Source organism: Enterococcus sp. LJL120 (assembly GCF_054871765.1).
Map to the genome: position 1 here is coordinate 181,954 of NZ_JBTXLV010000004.1, position 16,762 is coordinate 198,715.

Sequence of the window (16,762 nt, forward strand, 5' to 3'; positions counted from 1 at the left end):
TTTTTTTATTTTCAGTTATCTCAACAAATCATCAATCTGCCGGGCTAGTTCTTCGCCGATGTCGGTATCTTTGACATAGAGGCGTTGATTTTTGCGGACGACAATTTCTTTTTGAGACAAAATATCCTGCCGATTTTTGAGGGCCTCTTGCCGATTCGTGAAGGGTTGATGGGCCACCAGTGTCATCCCGAAAGAATTCGCCACCAAAGTATAGCCGGCAATTCCGGTGACCTTTTGATAGGGCTTGGATAAGCCCCCATCAATTACCAACAAGCGCCCGTCCGCTTTGATGGGAATATCGCCTTTCACAACTTTTACTGGCGTATGGCCATTGATAATATGGCCATTTTCTGATAAATCAAAGGCCCGTAAAATATTTTCGCAAAAAGCGGCTGTTTCCCGCAGCTGATAATAAGCATTTTTTTCTTCTGTGTGCAGCTTTTTATCCGCGATAAAATAGCGTTCAAAGGTTTTCATCGCCTTTTTACCAAATAAAGTCGAACCAGCGCCGCACCACAAATACCAAATCATATCTGTAGCTAAATCCTCATGCTCCTGAGGATTTTTAAAACTAGTTCGGATGGATTCCAAATAAAAATCCAATAACTCGACCCCTTGATACATTTGACCGCCAAACTGATAGCTGAGAAGCTCCCCCTGCTGGTCACAGGGCAGGCAACCGTGAAAAAGCAAATTGCCATTATAGCGCAAATACAATGTACCTTTTTCCACTAAAAAGGCAATGTGCTTTTGCAGTCGCTCAGAATTTTGAAAATCCTGCAGCAGGCCTGTCAAGACTATTTCTTCTTCATCGGTAAGCTGATAGGCATCTTGACCGACTAATTGAAAGCAACCGTTAACCAGTGGAATTTTTGTCCCCTGATAGTTTAGTTCTGTCTGGTCACTTGTTAATTTATCCAACAACAGACGCTCTTCCAGCTGAAATTCTGGACGTCGCTTAATAATGGTGCCTTCAACCTTAAATTGCATAATGGCTAGGGCCTGCTGCAACCGCATGGCATCTTTGCAATCTGTTGCCGACATTTCTCCCGGTTCAATCTTTGGAGCAAAAGCCGCATTTTCCTGATAATTTTTTTCAGCAAACTTTTTTAACGGCGCTAAATCAATCCCGTATTGCTCCAGCAACTCTAAATTTCCATAGCGGGCGGAAATTCGCAGTAAATTAGTCAAACAACCTAAAGATCCGCAAAAAGCTCCTATCCATAAAATATCGTGATTGCCCAGTTGAATATCTAAAGAAGGCAGTGTCATCAAGCTGTCCATAATTTTATCCGGAGCGGGTCCCCGATCATAAATATCCCCCAGCACGTGCAGATGGTCCACGACTAGCCGCTGAATGAGATGACCCAAAATTTCACAGAATTTTTGAGCCAAGTCTAGTTCAATAATTTTATTAAATATCGAACCGTAATACCATTCTTTTTCATACTCTTGGTCGTATTGATACAAAAGTTCTTCAATGATATAGGCAAAATCCTTCGGCAAGGCCTTGCGAACTTTTGAACGGGTATACTTGCCAGCACTAAAACGCGCCACTTTAACCAAACGCTCCATCAAAACAAACCACTGCTGCTCGTCATAATCGACTTCTGTTAAGACTTCCTCGGGATAATAAATAATAAAGCACAATTCAGAAATTTCTTCATACCGCAGCTGGCGCTTAAATAAATAGTCAACCTTTTCTCGAATTCTGCCGGAACCATTTCGCAAAATATGCTCAAAGGCATCGTATTCGCCGTGAAGATCGCTGATAAAATGCTCGGTTGGCTTCGGTAAATGCTGGATGGCATCAAGATTGATGACTTCTACTAAATCTTCTAGTGCTTTTGTTTTATCCATTTGCGGTCGCTTTCAAAGAATCTTCGATGATGACCGCACTTTCTTCAATTGAGCGTTCGCTGACATTGATGACTTCCACCCCAAGCTTGGCAAAAATTTCTTCTGCATAAGCCAATTCTTCGGTGATTCTCTCTGGATTGGTATATTTTGATTCGCCCTTTAAGCCTAAAGAAGCCATTCTTGATCTGCGAATATTGGTTAAGCGATCTGTATTAGTGGTCAAGCCGACAATTTTTTCATGGGGAATTTCAAAAATTTCCTTTGGCATCTCTACTTCAGGAATCAAAGGTAGGTTGGCAACTTTAATCCCCCGATTTGCTAGATACAAACTGAGAGGTGTTTTAGACGTCCGTGAAACACCCAAGATTACTAAGTCCGCTTCTAAGAAGCCTTTAGCATCTTTACCGTCATCGTATTTAACGGCAAATTCAATCGCCGCTACTCGATTAAAATATTCTTGATTTAACCGATGAATCGCACCAGGCTCTTCCAATGGTGGCACGCCAAAGGATGATTCAATAATTGTCGAAAGGGGTGACATTAAATCTACCGCTTGTAAACCAGTTCGGCTGGCAAAATCTTTGACGGCATTGACCAAGTTTTTTTCTACCAAAGTCGTCACGACAATCGCTTTTTCCTTTAAAGCGTCCCGTAAAATATCAATCAGATTTTCCTCATCTGTTGTAAAAGGATACAACGTGACATCACTTAAATCTACACTAGGAAACTGGGCGCTAACCGCCGTGACAATTTTTTGTGCTGTTTCCCCGACCGAATCAGATACCAAGTAAATTTTTGCAGCTTTCATTTTCTCCACCTCTAATAAGTTTTTAAATTAATATGTTTCATTTTTGAAGGCATTGCCTGACTCAACAAAATAAGTCATCAATTTGGTTTTAGTAATTTTCCCGACAACTTTTTTAGGATTCTCTGACGATACCACCGGCAGCGAGTCAACTTGATGCTGCAACAGCAGATTCCCCGCCTGCATAATCGTTTCCTCCGGGGTAACGGTGACAATGTTGGGCATTCTTGTCATAATCATCGCTACAGGTGTGCGCTCAAGATTTGAATTACTGACGGCCGAGCGCAGCAAATCCTTCCTCGAGACCACTCCGATTAATTCCTCATCAGCATTTTTGACATACAAAGAGCCGACATCATACATAAATAAACTTGTAATGGCATCGTACACTGACATTTCTTGAGAGATTAACAAGGGCTTGACCATGATATCTTGTATCTTAATCGTAAATAGTTGGTCATAAATCAGCGGCTCTACCATTTGACCAGTATAAAAATAACCAACCTTCGGGCGAGCATCTAAAAGTCCAGTCATCGTCAGGATTGATAAATCATTGCGCAGAGTTGCGCGACTCAAGCCTAATTGACTGGCGATGCTTTCACCACTGATGGGTTGGTTGCTTTTCACGATATCGATAATTTTCAATTGACGTTTGCTTAATTCCACTAAGACACCTCCTCCAACAAGATCATAATCAATTATATATGTTACACTATATATTTTCAATAACGTTTTCTATAAAATATATATTTCTTTTATTTGTATTTAAGACATACTAAAAAGAGACTATGATAGTAGTCTTAGCAGCAGATTAACTTCCTAATTTTTTGCTTTCATAAACCAAGTGATTTACAAAATAAAAAGTAGCTTTACCGCTGAAATCTAATAGACAGCCTCGAAAATAAAAACGAGCTGACAGAAGTTGCCAGCTCGTTTCGCAAAATTTGATTTTGGTTTAATTAAAATCTGAGTCTCTGTGATTATTTTCCCGTCATTTAATCAGCAAGACTTTCTAAAATTTCTGCATATTTAGTGATAAGAGGCAGGTCTTTGGAAAAATGACCTTTTTCTTGGAGGTTGCTTAAGCTGGCACTAATCTCTGTGACACTTTTTTCTCCCAGAAAATCCTGCCAGATTTTTTCCTCCACTCCCTCACTATGATGAATTTCTATACCCGATAGTAAGCCAAATTCCGTCAGCAGGAGAAAAAAGCGGCTGTTCTGTGCCCCTTGAATCGCCAAATCCTTAGACCAGTGAAAATAAGTTGCATGACGCTGACCGTCAACCTCAAACGACAGCACGCGAGTCTTATCTAAAGACGAGGCCTCCCCCAGCAAATAAAAAATACCTAATTGACTGCCGATAGTTTCCGCCAGCCCTTCTGCTACTGGCGAGTTTTGAATAAATTGCCGATAGCCTTTCGTAAAATCAGTTTGGAGCTGTTCTTGTAATGTTTGTGAAACTTCAACTGGCATCGCTGTTCACCCCTTGATTGCGATCACATTTTTTTGGTTAACACTTGGTTGGCCTGCAACATAAACGGGCTGTATAAAGCCACTGTGTCAGAGAGCGGTAAAAGTTGCGGGCTTAATTGAATACCTAAAACAGCTTTTAAAAAGGCTCGCCGTGTTTGAATCGCCTGCCACAGCATTGGATAGCTGGCTTTTAATTCATTTTGCAGTTTTTCATCGGCAAGGCATAGGGTACTTTCACAACTTGCCCCGGCATAGCCCGCCATTGAAGGAATAATATCTAACTGCAATAACATACCGCTAGTTAGAACTTCTGTTGAATTAGGATAGATTGGTGAGGACAACCATTCTTCATCGGCAGCTAAATGTCCTGGATTCAAATGCCAATGATAAGTGGCTTTTGGCAGAGCTTCCTCAATTAATTGATATACCTCAGCACCGGTTTGGCCGACCTGCAAATTCTCTAACCAGGTAACCACCGTTGCAAAATACGGCTTCGCTAGTGTCTCCAAATAATCCTGTTGCCCTTCAGGTAATTCACTCGCCTCATGGACTCCATAACCTGCTCGAGAAGACAAGCCGCCTTTATACCCGACAGTTAAAGAAATCGTCTCACCAAGCGTCAATTTTTTTTCTGTTGGATATAGATTGGCCTTTTTAAAACGCTCCCCAAAAGCGGCTATCGTGACCACACTATTTGGCTGACCCAATTGATTTAGCTGTCCGCCAATTTCAAATTCACTGACTCCTAGCTGCAGCTTCTTCACAGCAGCAAAAATCCCCTGCCCGGCTAATTGTGCACCAAAGGCATAGTGGGCAATTTCGTTCGCATTATTTTGCGTTCTAGCACCGGCTTGACTGCTATCAATGAACAAGCCTGTTTCGTTACTTAAATTATCTTCTCCGATGACATTTTTTAAAGCCGCTACTAAATAATAGGGCACTTCAAACAAACTTTGGTTGTCTGCATGATTACTAGTAAATAGTTTCCAACCGACTAAACCCACTTGAGTATTTTCCTTTAAGTCAGCCTCAACAAGATACTCCGTAAGCGGCTGATCGTCTGTCATCGGCTGATTTGGCAAAGAAAAATAAGGCACATGAATCGCTTTAGCTGAAAGACGAGCTTTATCGGCTTTATTTAAGTTTTCATTTCCTAATAATAAAAACCCTCGACCATCTTGATGTAAAACCAGCAGCGCCTCTTCAAAACGCGGGACAAAGCCAGTCAAATATTCAAAATTACCGCCATGCTCCAAGTCCGCATAGATTACTAAACTATCCAGCTGCTTTTTTTTCATTAGGTTTAGGACTTTTTCTTTTCGATCGACCAGCGTTTCGTCAGTTAGAGCCACTCGTTTTAACTCTGTTAATTCCGGTAATTGGATTTTCGTTAAATTAATTTGCTTTGCGGATGTAATTTTCATAAGTCGCTCATTTCTATTTTAAATTTTCGTGATTATTTTTGTCGGAAGCAATTTTAATAATGAATCTTAGATTCCTATTATTATAACATTTTTATTCTTGGAAAATAAGCTTGACCTCTGTAAATGCTTCTGAATTTGGCAGTAAATCATCTAGCTAGCTTTCATGCTTGTCAGTCGACAGAAAATATTTTCGCTATTGAACTTCTTAGATTAGTGTTAGCCAAATACTTTATGACTAATAAAATGTTCTGCTTCTCACAACCGCTTTTGTCAAAAAATCTTGTTTCTTCTTGCTGTGCTTGTATACTTTAAAAAAAGACAAAAAAAAACCAAGATTTCCTAACGAAATCTTGGCTCAGTGGAAAACTTATTTATTATAAATTTTTGGTCCTTTGCGCATATTTTTGCGGTCGTTGCGGGGAGTATTGGTGTTGGCTGACTTGCCGCCCCCTTGTTTCTTTTTGATAATCTCTAACATTTTTTCTTTGGTATTTTTTTCAGTCATGTTTATGCTCTTTTTGTCAGCAAGGTGACACTTTCTATATGATAAGTTTGCGGGAATAAATCCACCGGCTGAATTTTTTCCGCTTGATAGCCTAAGTCGGCAAAAAGTTTTAAGTCCCGTGCCAAAGTAGCTGGGTTACAAGAAATATAAATCACTCGACTCGGATCGCTTTCGGCAATCGAGTCAATCAGACTATTGGTCAAGCCTTTACGAGGCGGGTCAACAAAAACCACAGAAGGTTTGATTCCGTCTGCAACCCATTTGGCCATCCTTTTTTCAGCAGAACCCAGTTTATAATCGGCATTGTCGATATCGTTTAACAGAGCATTCATTTTCGCATCGGCAACCGCTTCGGCAATCACTTCCACACCATAGACATGGCCGACTCGTTTTGCCAGAGACAGACCGATTGTGCCAATCCCTGAATAAGCATCGACGACAACATCTTCTTTCGTCAGACCAGCAAAGTCAAAGGCCGTTTGATATAAAAATTCCGTCTGCAAAGTATTCACCTGATAAAATGAACGGCTGGAAATGGCAAATTTATTATCTAAAAGCTGGTCTTCAATATAATGCTTGCCGTAAAGCAAAATTTCTTTATCACCTAAGATGACATTGGTCACTTTTTCGTTGACATTTTGAATGACCGATACCACTTCAGGAAGTTCTTTGGCAATTTGTTCCGCCAATTCTTTGCCCTTAAAGAATTTTTCAAGTCTGGTTACTAAGGTCACCATCATTTCATGACTATAATGGCCCCGACGAATAATAATATTGCGTAAAAAGCCACTATTATCAGTCTCATTATAGGGTTTTACATTGAAGCGGCGTAAAATTGCTTTGATCGTTTGCAAAGCTTCATCAATTTTTGGATCTTGAATAACAAAATCTTCAATCGGCACAACATCGTGGGAATTTTTCCGATAAAAACCGATTTCCAACTGGCCATCAATCTTTCTTACCGGCACTTGAGCTTTATTGCGATAGCCAACTGGATTGGCCATACCGATGGTCGGCAAAACAGGCACCTCTGGCAATTTAGCAATGCGGGTTAAGTCTTTTTCGATTTGCTGTTGTTTAAACAACAACTGCTTTTCGTATTTCAAATGGCCTAAAGGGGCAATACCGGTTCTTAGTAAATCTAAATTATCCAAAGGCTGACGGTCGGGGCTTTCTGTTAATAATTCTAAGACCTTTCCATAGCCGAACTTGTTACCGACTTTAACAACTAACGCTTTGACTTCTTCGCCAATCAAGGCGTTCTCGATAAAGATGGGATAACCATCAATCTTGGCAACCCCCAATCCTTCATGGGTCAAATCCGTGATTTCAACAATTATTTGCTGATTTTTTTCTACAGGGTACTCTTTCATTGTGTGCTCCTTAAAATTTTCTTCTCGCTACATCATAAAGAATTCCCCGCTAAAAAGCAATCAATTCCTTGCAAGCTTAAAAGAGAGTGCCCGTGACACAAGTTTTTCTTACAGAATATCCCGAAGAATAGAGACTTTGCTTCTGAAGCCCAGTTGTTCCTCAAAAGCAAAGCAACACTATCTCAATACTCAGCAAGTTATCTTAAAAGCTCTAACCAAAACTTTCTTTAAAAGATCTAGTTAAAAAACTTAGTTAAAACTTCTAACTAATAGCTCCATTAGCAACTTTTACTGAATATATTTCGAAAAAATATTTCTGTCGTAACTTGTGTCACAGCCACTCATCATGACTATTATTTATCTTCAATCTGACCATCGCCGTCGAGGTCTTCATCGGTTAATTTTTCAACTTCCCGGACAAATTCTTTGCCGACTTCTTCATATTCGGCTTCTTCTGGATCAACCCCAGTGATGGCCTCATCAGGGATCGCATCAGTATTGGCAAAAAATTCTAGATGCTGATGCAGATTTTCAAAACGCATCGGCGCATCACCGCCGTATTCCCCGTCCAAGTTAATCATCAAAGGTTTATCCAGCTCTTCGGTTTCCACATAAAGAGTGTTCGTCTTTTGATAAATAATCCGTGGGTCATTGACGTGCTTGCCGCCGTTCATCATCAAAGCAATCAGATGAACAATTTCAAAAATATTCGCCGTTTTGACGATGATTAAAGAAAACTTACCGTCGTCCAATTTAGCATCCGGTACAATTTGTTCAAAGCCGCCAACCGAATTGGTTAAGCCGATAAAAAACATCGACGCTTGGCCATCATAAACACCATCATCGTATTCGATATGCATTTGGACTGGTTTTACCCGCGGCAGCATTTCTGCTCCTTTGACTAAATACGCTAAGTATCCAAAAATACTTTTCAACTCCGAAGGAACTTCATAGGTTAGTTCTGTCAGATAACCGCCCGCTGCAATGTTAATAAAATAAGTTTCAGCTGCCTTTCCGATATCCATCTTGACCGTTTGATTGCGTTTAATTATCTCAGCAGCCCCTTTAATGTCGCCTCTCGGAATGCGCAACGCCCGCGCATAATCATTAGTAGTCCCCGCTGGAATCACCAAAATTTTAGGGCGTGTTGCTAAAGGTGCTAAGCCGTTGACTACTTCGTTAATCGTACCGTCACCACCGGCTGCCACCACGACTTCAAAACCTAACTCGCCAGCTCGCCGGGCTTCGTTTTTAGCAGAATTCGGCTCTGGTGTTGTGGCATAAGCACTGGCTTCATAACCGGCCTCTTCTAAGCTTTGAAGAATATCTGCTAAATTTCTTTTTAAGACTTCTTTACCAGAAGTAGGATTATAAATGACGCGTGCTTTTCTCATAGACTTCCTCTTAACGTTTTGCTAATTCTTCTTGTAATAATTTATTGACAACGCCTGGATTGGCTTGCCCTTTCGTCGCCTTCATAATTTGGCCAACTAAGAAGCCAACTGCCCGATCCTTGCCGTTTTTAAAGTCATTAACAGATTGTTCATTGTTGTCCAAAATTTCATTGATAATCGGCAGTAATTGCGCAGGGTCTGACAATTGAATCAAACCTTTTGCTTCCACGACTTCACGAGCGCCGCCACCATTTTCGATTAATTCTTTAAAGACTTTCTTCGCCATTTTAGAACTAATAGTACCGTCAGCGATTAAAGCAATCATCTCTGCTAAATTATCAGGAGTAATTTTAGTTTCAGTCAATTCTAATTTTTCGCTATTTAAATAGGCAGAAACTTCCCCCATCAACCAGTTCGAAGCCTGCTTAGCATCAGCACCGGCTTTCAAGGTATCTTCAAAGAAATCAGACATTTCTCTCGTCAAGGTTAAGACCATCGCATCATATTCTGGCAGGCCTAAGTCCTTGATATAACGCAAACGACGTGACGCTGGCATTTCCGGTAGGCTTTCTCTAACTTGGTCAATCCATTCATCATCAATCACAAAACGAGGAATATCAGGCTCAGGGAAATACCGGTAATCACTAGAGCCTTCTTTAACCCGCATCAAAATTGTTTTGTTAGTCGTTTCATCAAAACGACGAGTTTCTTGATCGATTTTGCCGCCGGATAATAAGACTTTTGCTTGGCGTTTTTCTTCAAAGGCCAAACCCTTTTTAACAAAGCTCATGGAATTTAAGTTTTTCAATTCTGTTTTAGTTCCAAACTCTTCTTGACCATAAGGACGTAAAGAGATATTGGCATCACAGCGCATCGAGCCTTCTTCCATTTTCACATCAGATACATCAGTAAACTGAATAATTGACCGAAGTGCTTCTAGATAAGCATAGGCTTCCTCTGGTGAACGCATATCAGCTTCTGAAACAATTTCAATTAATGGTGTACCTTGACGGTTTAAGTCAACATAAGAATAACCGCCGATGCCGTGCATATTTTTTCCGGCATCTTCTTCTAAATGGACCCGTTCAATGCGGATTTTTTTCTTTTGGCCTTCAACTTCGATTTCAATCCAGCCGTCATGACCAATCGGTTGATCAAATTGGGAAATTTGATAAGCTTTAGGATTATCTGGATAAAAATAATTTTTCCGGTCAAAATGGGTGTCCTTAGAAATTTCACAGTTTAAAGCTAAAGCGGCCTTCATGCCAAATTCAATGGCGGCCTTATTCATCACCGGTAAAACACCTGGATAGCCCCAATCAATAATATTAGTATTACTATTTGGTTCCGCACCAAAATGAGCTGGCGCTGGTGAAAAGATTTTAGAGTTGGTCTTTAATTCAACATGGACTTCAAGGCCGATAACTGTTTCAAAATTCATTATGCTTCTCCCCCTAAAATCACTGGTTTTTGTTTGTGGAACTCAGTCGCTTGCTCAAAAGCGTAAGCGGCTTTATACATGCTGGCTTCATCAAAATGCTTGCCGATCACTTGTAAACCAATTGGTAAGCCTTCAGAAAATCCAGCCGGAATAGACATTCCTGGCAGTCCTGCCAAGTTGACTGGAATCGTTAAAATATCACTCATATACATAGTGATTGGATCGTTAATATTTTCTCCTAAGCCAAAGGCCACCGTCGGCGAAGATGGGCCAATAATTAAATCATAGTTATCAAAGACTTTTTTAAAGTCATTCATGATTAAGGTTCTCACTTGGCCAGCCTTTTTAAAGTAGGCATCATAATAACCAGCACTTAATGAGAAAGTCCCCAACATAATCCGGCGTTTCACTTCTAGGCCAAAACCTTCCGAACGAGAATTCACATAGACATCTTCTAAGTTTTTGACATTTTCAGACCGATAGCCATAACGAATGCCATCGAAACGTTGCAGATTGGAACTCGCTTCAGAAGAGGCGATGATATAATAAACCGCTACTCCATATTTTGAATGGGGTAAGCTGACTTCTTCAACAGTTGCGCCAAGTTCTTTAAAAGTTTCAGCAGCTTTTAAAATAGCTGCTCGCACATCCGGTTGAACGCCTTCGCCTAAATATTCTTTTGGCAAAGCAATCTTCATACCTTTAATGTCGCCGGTCAAACCAGCAGTGAAATCTGGAACAGAATTGCCAGCAGAGGTGCCATCTTTTGGATCGTATCCGCTGATAGCATTCAAAGTTAACGCATTGTCTGTTACTGTTCGAGTCAATGGTCCAATTTGATCCAAAGAAGAACCAAAGGCAATCAAACCAAAACGGGATACGCGACCATAAGTTGGTTTCATGCCGACAATTCCGTTAAAGGATGCTGGTTGACGAATTGAGCCACCGGTATCACTCCCTAAAGAAACCGGGATTTGACCTGCTGCAACAGCCGCAGCTGAACCACCAGAGGAACCGCCGGGAACCTTTGTTTGATCCCAAGCATTTTTTGTTTCTTTAAAATAAGAATTTTCAGTACTGCCCCCCATGGCAAACTCATCCATGTTCAATTTACCAACAGGAATTAAATCGGCTTGATAAACCTTATCCATCACGGTCGCATCGTAAATGGGATTGAAGTTGTACAAAATTTTTGAAGCCGCCGTCGTTAATAAATCTTTGGTCACAATATTATCTTTAATACCAATCGGTAAACCGGCTAAAACATTATTTTCGTCAATACCTTTGACGTCGATTGCTTTGGCCATCGCCATCGCTTTTTCTTCATTCAAAGTAATAAAACTTTCAACTTCGGGTTCTGTCGCTTTAATCCGTTCAAAGGTGGCTCCAGTGATATCCGCTGAAGTAACTTCCTTTGAAACCAATAAGTCATGTAATTCGACTAACGTTTTATCGTATAATTTTTCCATTAGGCACCGGCCTCCCCATTGTCAATAATTGCCGGAACCTTAATAAATCCGTCTTCAGATTCTGGAACGTTGCGCATTAATTCGTCACGATTCCAACCAGGTGCTGCCACATCTTCCCGCATCACGTTAATCGCTTCGGCGACATTTGAAGTAAACGGAACGCCTGTCGTGTCAACCTCTTCTAATAATTCCACCATATCAATAATTTTGCCTAATTGTTCAGTAAAGCCCTGTAATTCTTCTTGGTTAAATGAAAGCTTGGCAAGCTTGGCTACGTGTTGGACTTGTTCTTCACTAATTGCCATTGTTTTGTCTCCTCCTACTTCCTGTAAAGGATGATAATTTTGCTGAAATAAAATTCTGTCCAAAGTTTTATAGGAAAGAACACCGAGACTGGTTTAAGAAATTGTTAAAACAATTTTCTGAAGCAAACTCAGCCGAGGTCAAGGACTTCAACAAAAAATTTCTCTTTATTCTATCATATGTTTTCCATTTTTCTGTAATATTTCATAAAAAAATATCAAAGTTTTTTTAAAGACTGCTGTTATCTAAGGCTTCCACCATTTGAGCCTCGTTCCAGACGGTAACTCCTAAGCTTTGGGCTTTTGTCAATTTGCTACCGGCCTCTTCGCCAGCTACAACGATATCCGTCTTCTTAGAGACACTGCCGGTTACTTTACCGCCGAGCGTTTCAATTTTTTCTTTGGCTTCCTCCCGCGTGTAATGGGTCAGCTTGCCAGTCAAGACCACCGTTTTATCTTTAAAAGGTGAGCTAACCTCCGCTAAATCAGCCGTGCGGACGCCTTTGTACTCAAAGTTTACTCCCACAGCTTTCAATTCCGCTAATAGTTCATGCACCTCTTCGTTTGAAAAATAGGTCACTACACTGTCAGCGATAATTTGGCCGATTGTTTCCAAATTAATAATTGTTTCGGCGTCAGATTGGCTGAGGCTATCTAAATTTCCGAAATGCTCTGCCAAAATTTTCGCCACCTTTGCTCCGACGTGGCGAATTCCCAAGCCGAAAATCAAGCGCTCAACGGAATTGTCTTTGCTGGCAGCAATCGCCGTTAAAATATTGTTGGCGGATTTTTCTTTAATTTTATCTAGTGTTAAGAGATTTTCTTCGGTAACCTTATATAAATCAGCCACATCTTTGACTAGGCCCTTATCATACATCTGCTCTAAAACCCGTGGGCCCAAGCCGTCAATGTTCATGGCATTACGGGAGACAAAATGATTTAAACCCTCTTTTAAAAGTGCGGGACATTTTGGATTGATACAGCGCAGGGCAACCTCGTCTTCTAAATGAACCAGCTCGCTATCACAGACAGGACAATGGGTCGGAAACTCATAAGGCATACTGTCAACTGGTCGTTTATCTAAAATTACTTTGGCAACCTCGGGAATAACGTCGCCGGCTTTATAAATAATCACCGGATCATTCAAACGAATATCTTTCATTTTAATGAAATCAACATTATGCAAACTAGCACGGCTCACGGTTGTGCCAGCAACTCGGACTGGTTTCATAACAGCGGTCGGTGTCACAACACCGGTGCGCCCAACCGTCCACTCAATATTTTCGACTACTGTTTCTGCTTCTTCTGGGGGAAATTTATAGGCTGCCGCCCAACGAGGAGCTTTGACAGTGAAAGCTAACTCATTCTGCAAATCAAACTCGTTTACTTTTACGACAATGCCATCAATTTCATAAGGCAGCTGGGTTCTTTTATCATGGTACATTTCAATGTAATCCCAAACCTCAGCTATCGTCTGACACAGTTTCCGGTCTTGGTTGACCCGAAAACCTAACTGATCTAGCTCCTGTAACGCTGTTTCTTGCGTTGTCGCAGTAAGGGGACCAAAATCCGCCACCGTATATAAAAAAGTGCTCAAGTTGCGGCTAGCGGCAACTCGCGTATCTAATTGCCGCAAACTACCAGCCGCTGCGTTGCGGGGATTGGCAAAAATTTCTTGGCCGGCTTCCTCCCGCTGCTGATTCAATTTCACAAAAGAAGCTTTTGGCATATAGCATTCGCCCCGCACCTCGATTGAGATTGGTTCGGTTAGAGTTAACGGAATTGATTTTACCGTTTTTAAATTTTCAGTGATGTTTTCGCCAACCGTGCCGTCGCCTCGAGTTGCCCCTTGCACAAAACGGCCATTTTCATATTTAAGAGAAATTGAGAGTCCATCAATTTTCAATTCGCATTCATACGTTACTGGCCGACCGACTGCTTTTTGCACTCGTGTGTCAAAAGCGATTAACTCCTCTTTGCTAAAGACATCATTCAAGCTATAAAGAGGCACATCATGGGTCACTTTTTCAAAGCCTGGCAAAATTTTGCCGCCGACTCGCTGGGTTGGCGAATCCTCGGTCACTAAATCAGGATAATCTGCTTCAATTGCGACTAATTCTGCATATAATTTATCGTACACGTAATCTTCAACACTGGGTTGATCTTTAACATAATACTCATAAGAATAACGATTTAATTCCTGCCGTAGCTCGGCAGCTCGCTGCGTCGCCTCAGTTAAATTTAATTGGCCCACAGAAACTCCTCCTTCACGTCTAAACTTTTTCAATTGGTGCAAAGGCTGCTAGCAGTCGCTTAATGCCCTGCTCTGGAAAAGCAATATCCAATTCCATATCCTTGGCATTGCCGCCGACTTTGACAACTGTGCCGATGCCCCATTTTTTATGCTTCACCTTGTCGCCAGCTGCCCAGCCTGTCGCTTCCCCGCCAGTTGATACTTTACTGGTGACTTTTTGATTTGGTAGGGTGCGACTCGGGGTGCTACCGGTTCTAGCTGAGTTTTTTTGTCCCGTTGCTCCCGGTTGAAAAACTTTCGGATTGAAAGTTTGGGTCGGTTGACTGCTGCCTGCTGTCCGCATGCCTTGTACCTGCATCAGCTCTTCATCAATTTCATTTAAAAAGCGTGATGGTCGATTGTATTGGGTTTTACCATATAAAGTTCTGGAAAAGGCATTGGTGACATAGAGCACTTCTTCCGCACGGGTGATACCAACATACGCCAAGCGCCGCTCCTCTTCTAATTCGGCTTCTTCCATCATCGCCCGAGACAGCGGAAAGACGCCCTCCTCTAAGCCGATTAAAAAGACTACTGGAAATTCCAATCCTTTGGCGGCATGGAGGGTCATTAAAGTGACCTGTGAGGTACTTTCCTCCAAATTATCTAAATCTGAAACGAGAGCCAAGTCATTCAGAAAAATTACCATTTTATCAACTGGGGATTCTTCTTGCGTTTCATCAATCTCTTGGGCTTCATAACGTTTATCAAATTCTTTTGTCACGGTTAAAAACTCTTCTAAGTTTTCGATGCGGGCTTGGGCTTCCAAATTATTTTGGCGAACTAAATCCTCTTGATAGCCACTGCGCTCCAAAGTTTCCTTAACCAATTCTGTAATTGACATGTAAGGAACCATCTTTGTCAGCTGGTCAATCATCGTCGCAAAATTTCCCAGCTCCCGCCCGGCTTTACCGGAGATATTTGCTAAATCAATATTTTCAGCTGCCTCAAGCAATGAAAAATCATGGATTTCAGCGAACTGGCGTAACTTATCAATCGAACCAGGGCCAACACCCCTTTTTGGCGAATTGACCACCCGTTCAAAACTCAATGAATCTTTATGATTCGCAATCACTGTCAGATAAGCCAAAATATCTTTAATTTCCTTGCGGTCGTAGAATTTATGCCCACCGACCATCGTGTAAGGAATATTTGATTTTAGCAGGGTTTCTTCCATCACCCGCGATTGGGCATTGGTTCGGTACAACACCGCAAAATCTCCGTACTGACGTTGATTATCCTGCATTTCTTTTTGCATCTGAGCGACGATAAAGCGGGTCTCATCCCGCTCATTATCCGCCCGATAATACACAATTTTTTCCCCGTCCAAATTTTCGGTCCAGAGTTCTTTTTTACGGCGGTTTTGGTTATTTTCAATCACTTGATTGGCGGCCGCTAAAATATTTTTAGTCGAACGATAATTTTGTTCTAATAAGATGACCTTCGCATTCGGATAATCCTTTTCAAAGTCCAAAATATTCTGCATGTCGGCTCCCCGCCAACCGTAAATACTTTGGTCGGCATCCCCCACCACACATAAATTTTTAAAACGGGCAGCCAAAGAATTGACCAAAGTGTATTGCGCATGATTGGTATCTTGATATTCATCCACATGAATATAGCGAAACTTATTTTGATAATAAGTTAATGAATCCGGATTTTCCTCAAATAAGCGAATAGTATTCATAATCAAGTCATCAAAGTCCATACTTTGATTGTTCCGCAATTCCTTTTGGTAGCGTTCATAAGCCTTCGTCACAATCTCCTCGTAAAAGCTGCCGGACATTTGGGCATAATCTTCTGGAGAGAGCAATTGGTTTTTGGCGTTACTGATGGTCCCTAAAATGGAACGGGGATCGTATTTTTTGGGATCAATATTTAATTCTTTTAAGACCCGTTTCATCAAAGTCAGCTGTTCAGAGGAATCGACAATCGTAAAATTACGACTATAACCGATAAAGTCAACATCTCGTCTTAAAATACGAACGCACATAGAGTGAAAAGTCGAGACCCAGACATCTTCTCCACCTTGGCCTAAGAGACCGTTGACCCGCTCTTTCATTTCTCGAGCAGCTTTATTAGTAAAGGTGATGGCTAAAATATTCCAAGGATTAACCTCTTTTTCTTCAATTAAATAAGCGATGCGATGGGTCAGCACACGGGTCTTTCCGCTGCCGGCACCCGCCATTAATAATAAGGGTCCTTCAGTATGCAAGACGGCTTCCTTTTGCCGGGGATTCATGCTTTTTAATAGTTCATTGGTTGAAGTCATGGTTAATTCCTTTCTATTTGCTTAAAAAGCTTCTCAGTAAGTTTTTGCCGCAGACGAGCAAACTTAAAAATCATCCTTCACATTATAGCATTGCCAGCACATCCGATGAAACATTTACCTCTAAATAATTTGAAATAATCAAAATAAAG

Annotated in this window: 13 protein-coding genes; all 13 read right to left on the reverse strand. The window is 41.2% G+C overall.

The genetic code is table 11. The features are described from left to right. Positions 1 to 15: 15 nt before the first annotated feature. On the reverse strand, positions 16 to 1,860 hold the full coding sequence (locus ACYSNU_RS08360; protein ID WP_461736719.1) for a fructose-1,6-bisphosphatase: 1,845 nt from the start codon (positions 1,858 to 1,860) through the stop codon (positions 16 to 18). Then, entirely contained in the window at positions 1,853 to 2,668 is an 816-nt protein-coding gene (locus ACYSNU_RS08365) for a pyruvate, water dikinase regulatory protein (protein WP_461736720.1), read from the reverse strand. The genes ACYSNU_RS08360 and ACYSNU_RS08365 overlap by 8 nt, the downstream gene beginning before the upstream one ends. 27 nt (positions 2,669 to 2,695) lie before the next feature. After that, positions 2,696 to 3,331, reverse strand: a complete 636-nt coding sequence (locus ACYSNU_RS08370) for a helix-turn-helix transcriptional regulator (RefSeq protein ID WP_265457729.1) — start codon at positions 3,329 to 3,331, stop codon at positions 2,696 to 2,698. Between the two features lie 329 nt (positions 3,332 to 3,660). Then, positions 3,661 to 4,140 carry a hypothetical protein gene (locus tag ACYSNU_RS08375; protein WP_461736721.1) on the reverse strand — a complete coding sequence of 160 codons (480 nt, stop codon included), beginning with the start codon at positions 4,138 to 4,140 and terminating at the stop codon, positions 3,661 to 3,663. A gap of 23 nt (positions 4,141 to 4,163) precedes the next feature. Beyond that, positions 4,164 to 5,564, reverse strand: a complete 1,401-nt coding sequence (locus ACYSNU_RS08380; RefSeq protein ID WP_461736723.1) for an aminopeptidase P family N-terminal domain-containing protein — start codon at positions 5,562 to 5,564, stop codon at positions 4,164 to 4,166. A gap of 367 nt (positions 5,565 to 5,931) precedes the next feature. Then, positions 5,932 to 6,069, reverse strand: a complete 138-nt coding sequence (locus ACYSNU_RS08385) for a hypothetical protein (RefSeq protein ID WP_265457734.1) — start codon at positions 6,067 to 6,069, stop codon at positions 5,932 to 5,934. A 2-nt stretch (positions 6,070 to 6,071) separates the two neighbouring features. Continuing rightward, positions 6,072 to 7,442, reverse strand: a complete 1,371-nt coding sequence (gene rlmD, locus ACYSNU_RS08390) for a 23S rRNA (uracil(1939)-C(5))-methyltransferase RlmD (RefSeq protein WP_461736725.1) — start codon at positions 7,440 to 7,442, stop codon at positions 6,072 to 6,074. Positions 7,443 to 7,795: 353 nt separating this feature from the next. Next, entirely contained in the window at positions 7,796 to 8,836 is a 1,041-nt protein-coding gene (locus ACYSNU_RS08395) for a diacylglycerol kinase (RefSeq protein WP_461736726.1), read from the reverse strand. 10 nt (positions 8,837 to 8,846) lie between these two features. Continuing rightward, a complete protein-coding gene (gatB, locus tag ACYSNU_RS08400) occupies positions 8,847 to 10,277 on the reverse strand; it encodes an Asp-tRNA(Asn)/Glu-tRNA(Gln) amidotransferase subunit GatB (protein ID WP_265457738.1) in 1,431 nt (476 codons plus the stop codon). After that, positions 10,277 to 11,746 carry an Asp-tRNA(Asn)/Glu-tRNA(Gln) amidotransferase subunit GatA gene (gatA, locus tag ACYSNU_RS08405; RefSeq protein ID WP_461736728.1) on the reverse strand — a complete coding sequence of 490 codons (1,470 nt, stop codon included), beginning with the start codon at positions 11,744 to 11,746 and terminating at the stop codon, positions 10,277 to 10,279. The genes gatB and gatA overlap by 1 nt, the downstream gene beginning before the upstream one ends. Then, entirely contained in the window at positions 11,746 to 12,051 is a 306-nt protein-coding gene (gene gatC / locus ACYSNU_RS08410) for an Asp-tRNA(Asn)/Glu-tRNA(Gln) amidotransferase subunit GatC (protein ID WP_265457742.1), read from the reverse strand. The genes gatA and gatC overlap by 1 nt, the downstream gene beginning before the upstream one ends. A 226-nt stretch (positions 12,052 to 12,277) precedes the next feature. Further along, complete coding sequence (gene ligA / locus ACYSNU_RS08415) at positions 12,278 to 14,302, reverse strand: NAD-dependent DNA ligase LigA (protein WP_461736729.1); 2,025 nt, start codon at positions 14,300 to 14,302, stop codon at positions 12,278 to 12,280. A gap of 19 nt (positions 14,303 to 14,321) precedes the next feature. Then, positions 14,322 to 16,613 (reverse strand): DNA helicase PcrA, encoded by a 2,292-nt coding sequence (gene pcrA / locus ACYSNU_RS08420; protein ID WP_461736731.1) that lies wholly within the window; start codon positions 16,611 to 16,613, stop codon positions 14,322 to 14,324. Between the last annotated feature and the right edge of the window lie 149 nt (positions 16,614 to 16,762).

Bases quoted from the DNA above. Each gene is read 5' to 3' on its own strand.
- rlmD (WP_461736725.1), bottom strand. From the start codon at position 7,442: ATGAAAGAGTACCCTGTAGAAAAAAATCAGCAAATAATTGTTGAAATC.
- ACYSNU_RS08375 (WP_461736721.1), bottom strand. From the start codon at position 4,140: ATGCCAGTTGAAGTTTCACAAACATTACAAGAACAGCTCCAAACTGAT.
- gatA (WP_461736728.1), bottom strand. From the start codon at position 11,746: ATGGAAAAATTATACGATAAAACGTTAGTCGAATTACATGACTTATTG.
- ACYSNU_RS08365 (WP_461736720.1), bottom strand. From the start codon at position 2,668: ATGAAAGCTGCAAAAATTTACTTGGTATCTGATTCGGTCGGGGAAACA.
- ACYSNU_RS08380 (WP_461736723.1), bottom strand. From the start codon at position 5,564: ATGAAAATTACATCCGCAAAGCAAATTAATTTAACGAAAATCCAATTA.
- pcrA (WP_461736731.1), bottom strand. From the start codon at position 16,613: ATGACTTCAACCAATGAACTATTAAAAAGCATGAATCCCCGGCAAAAG.
- ACYSNU_RS08360 (WP_461736719.1), bottom strand. From the start codon at position 1,860: ATGGATAAAACAAAAGCACTAGAAGATTTAGTAGAAGTCATCAATCTT.
- ACYSNU_RS08395 (WP_461736726.1), bottom strand. From the start codon at position 8,836: ATGAGAAAAGCACGCGTCATTTATAATCCTACTTCTGGTAAAGAAGTC.
- ACYSNU_RS08385 (WP_265457734.1), bottom strand. From the start codon at position 6,069: ATGACTGAAAAAAATACCAAAGAAAAAATGTTAGAGATTATCAAAAAG.
- gatB (WP_265457738.1), bottom strand. From the start codon at position 10,277: ATGAATTTTGAAACAGTTATCGGCCTTGAAGTCCATGTTGAATTAAAG.
- gatC (WP_265457742.1), bottom strand. From the start codon at position 12,051: ATGGCAATTAGTGAAGAACAAGTCCAACACGTAGCCAAGCTTGCCAAG.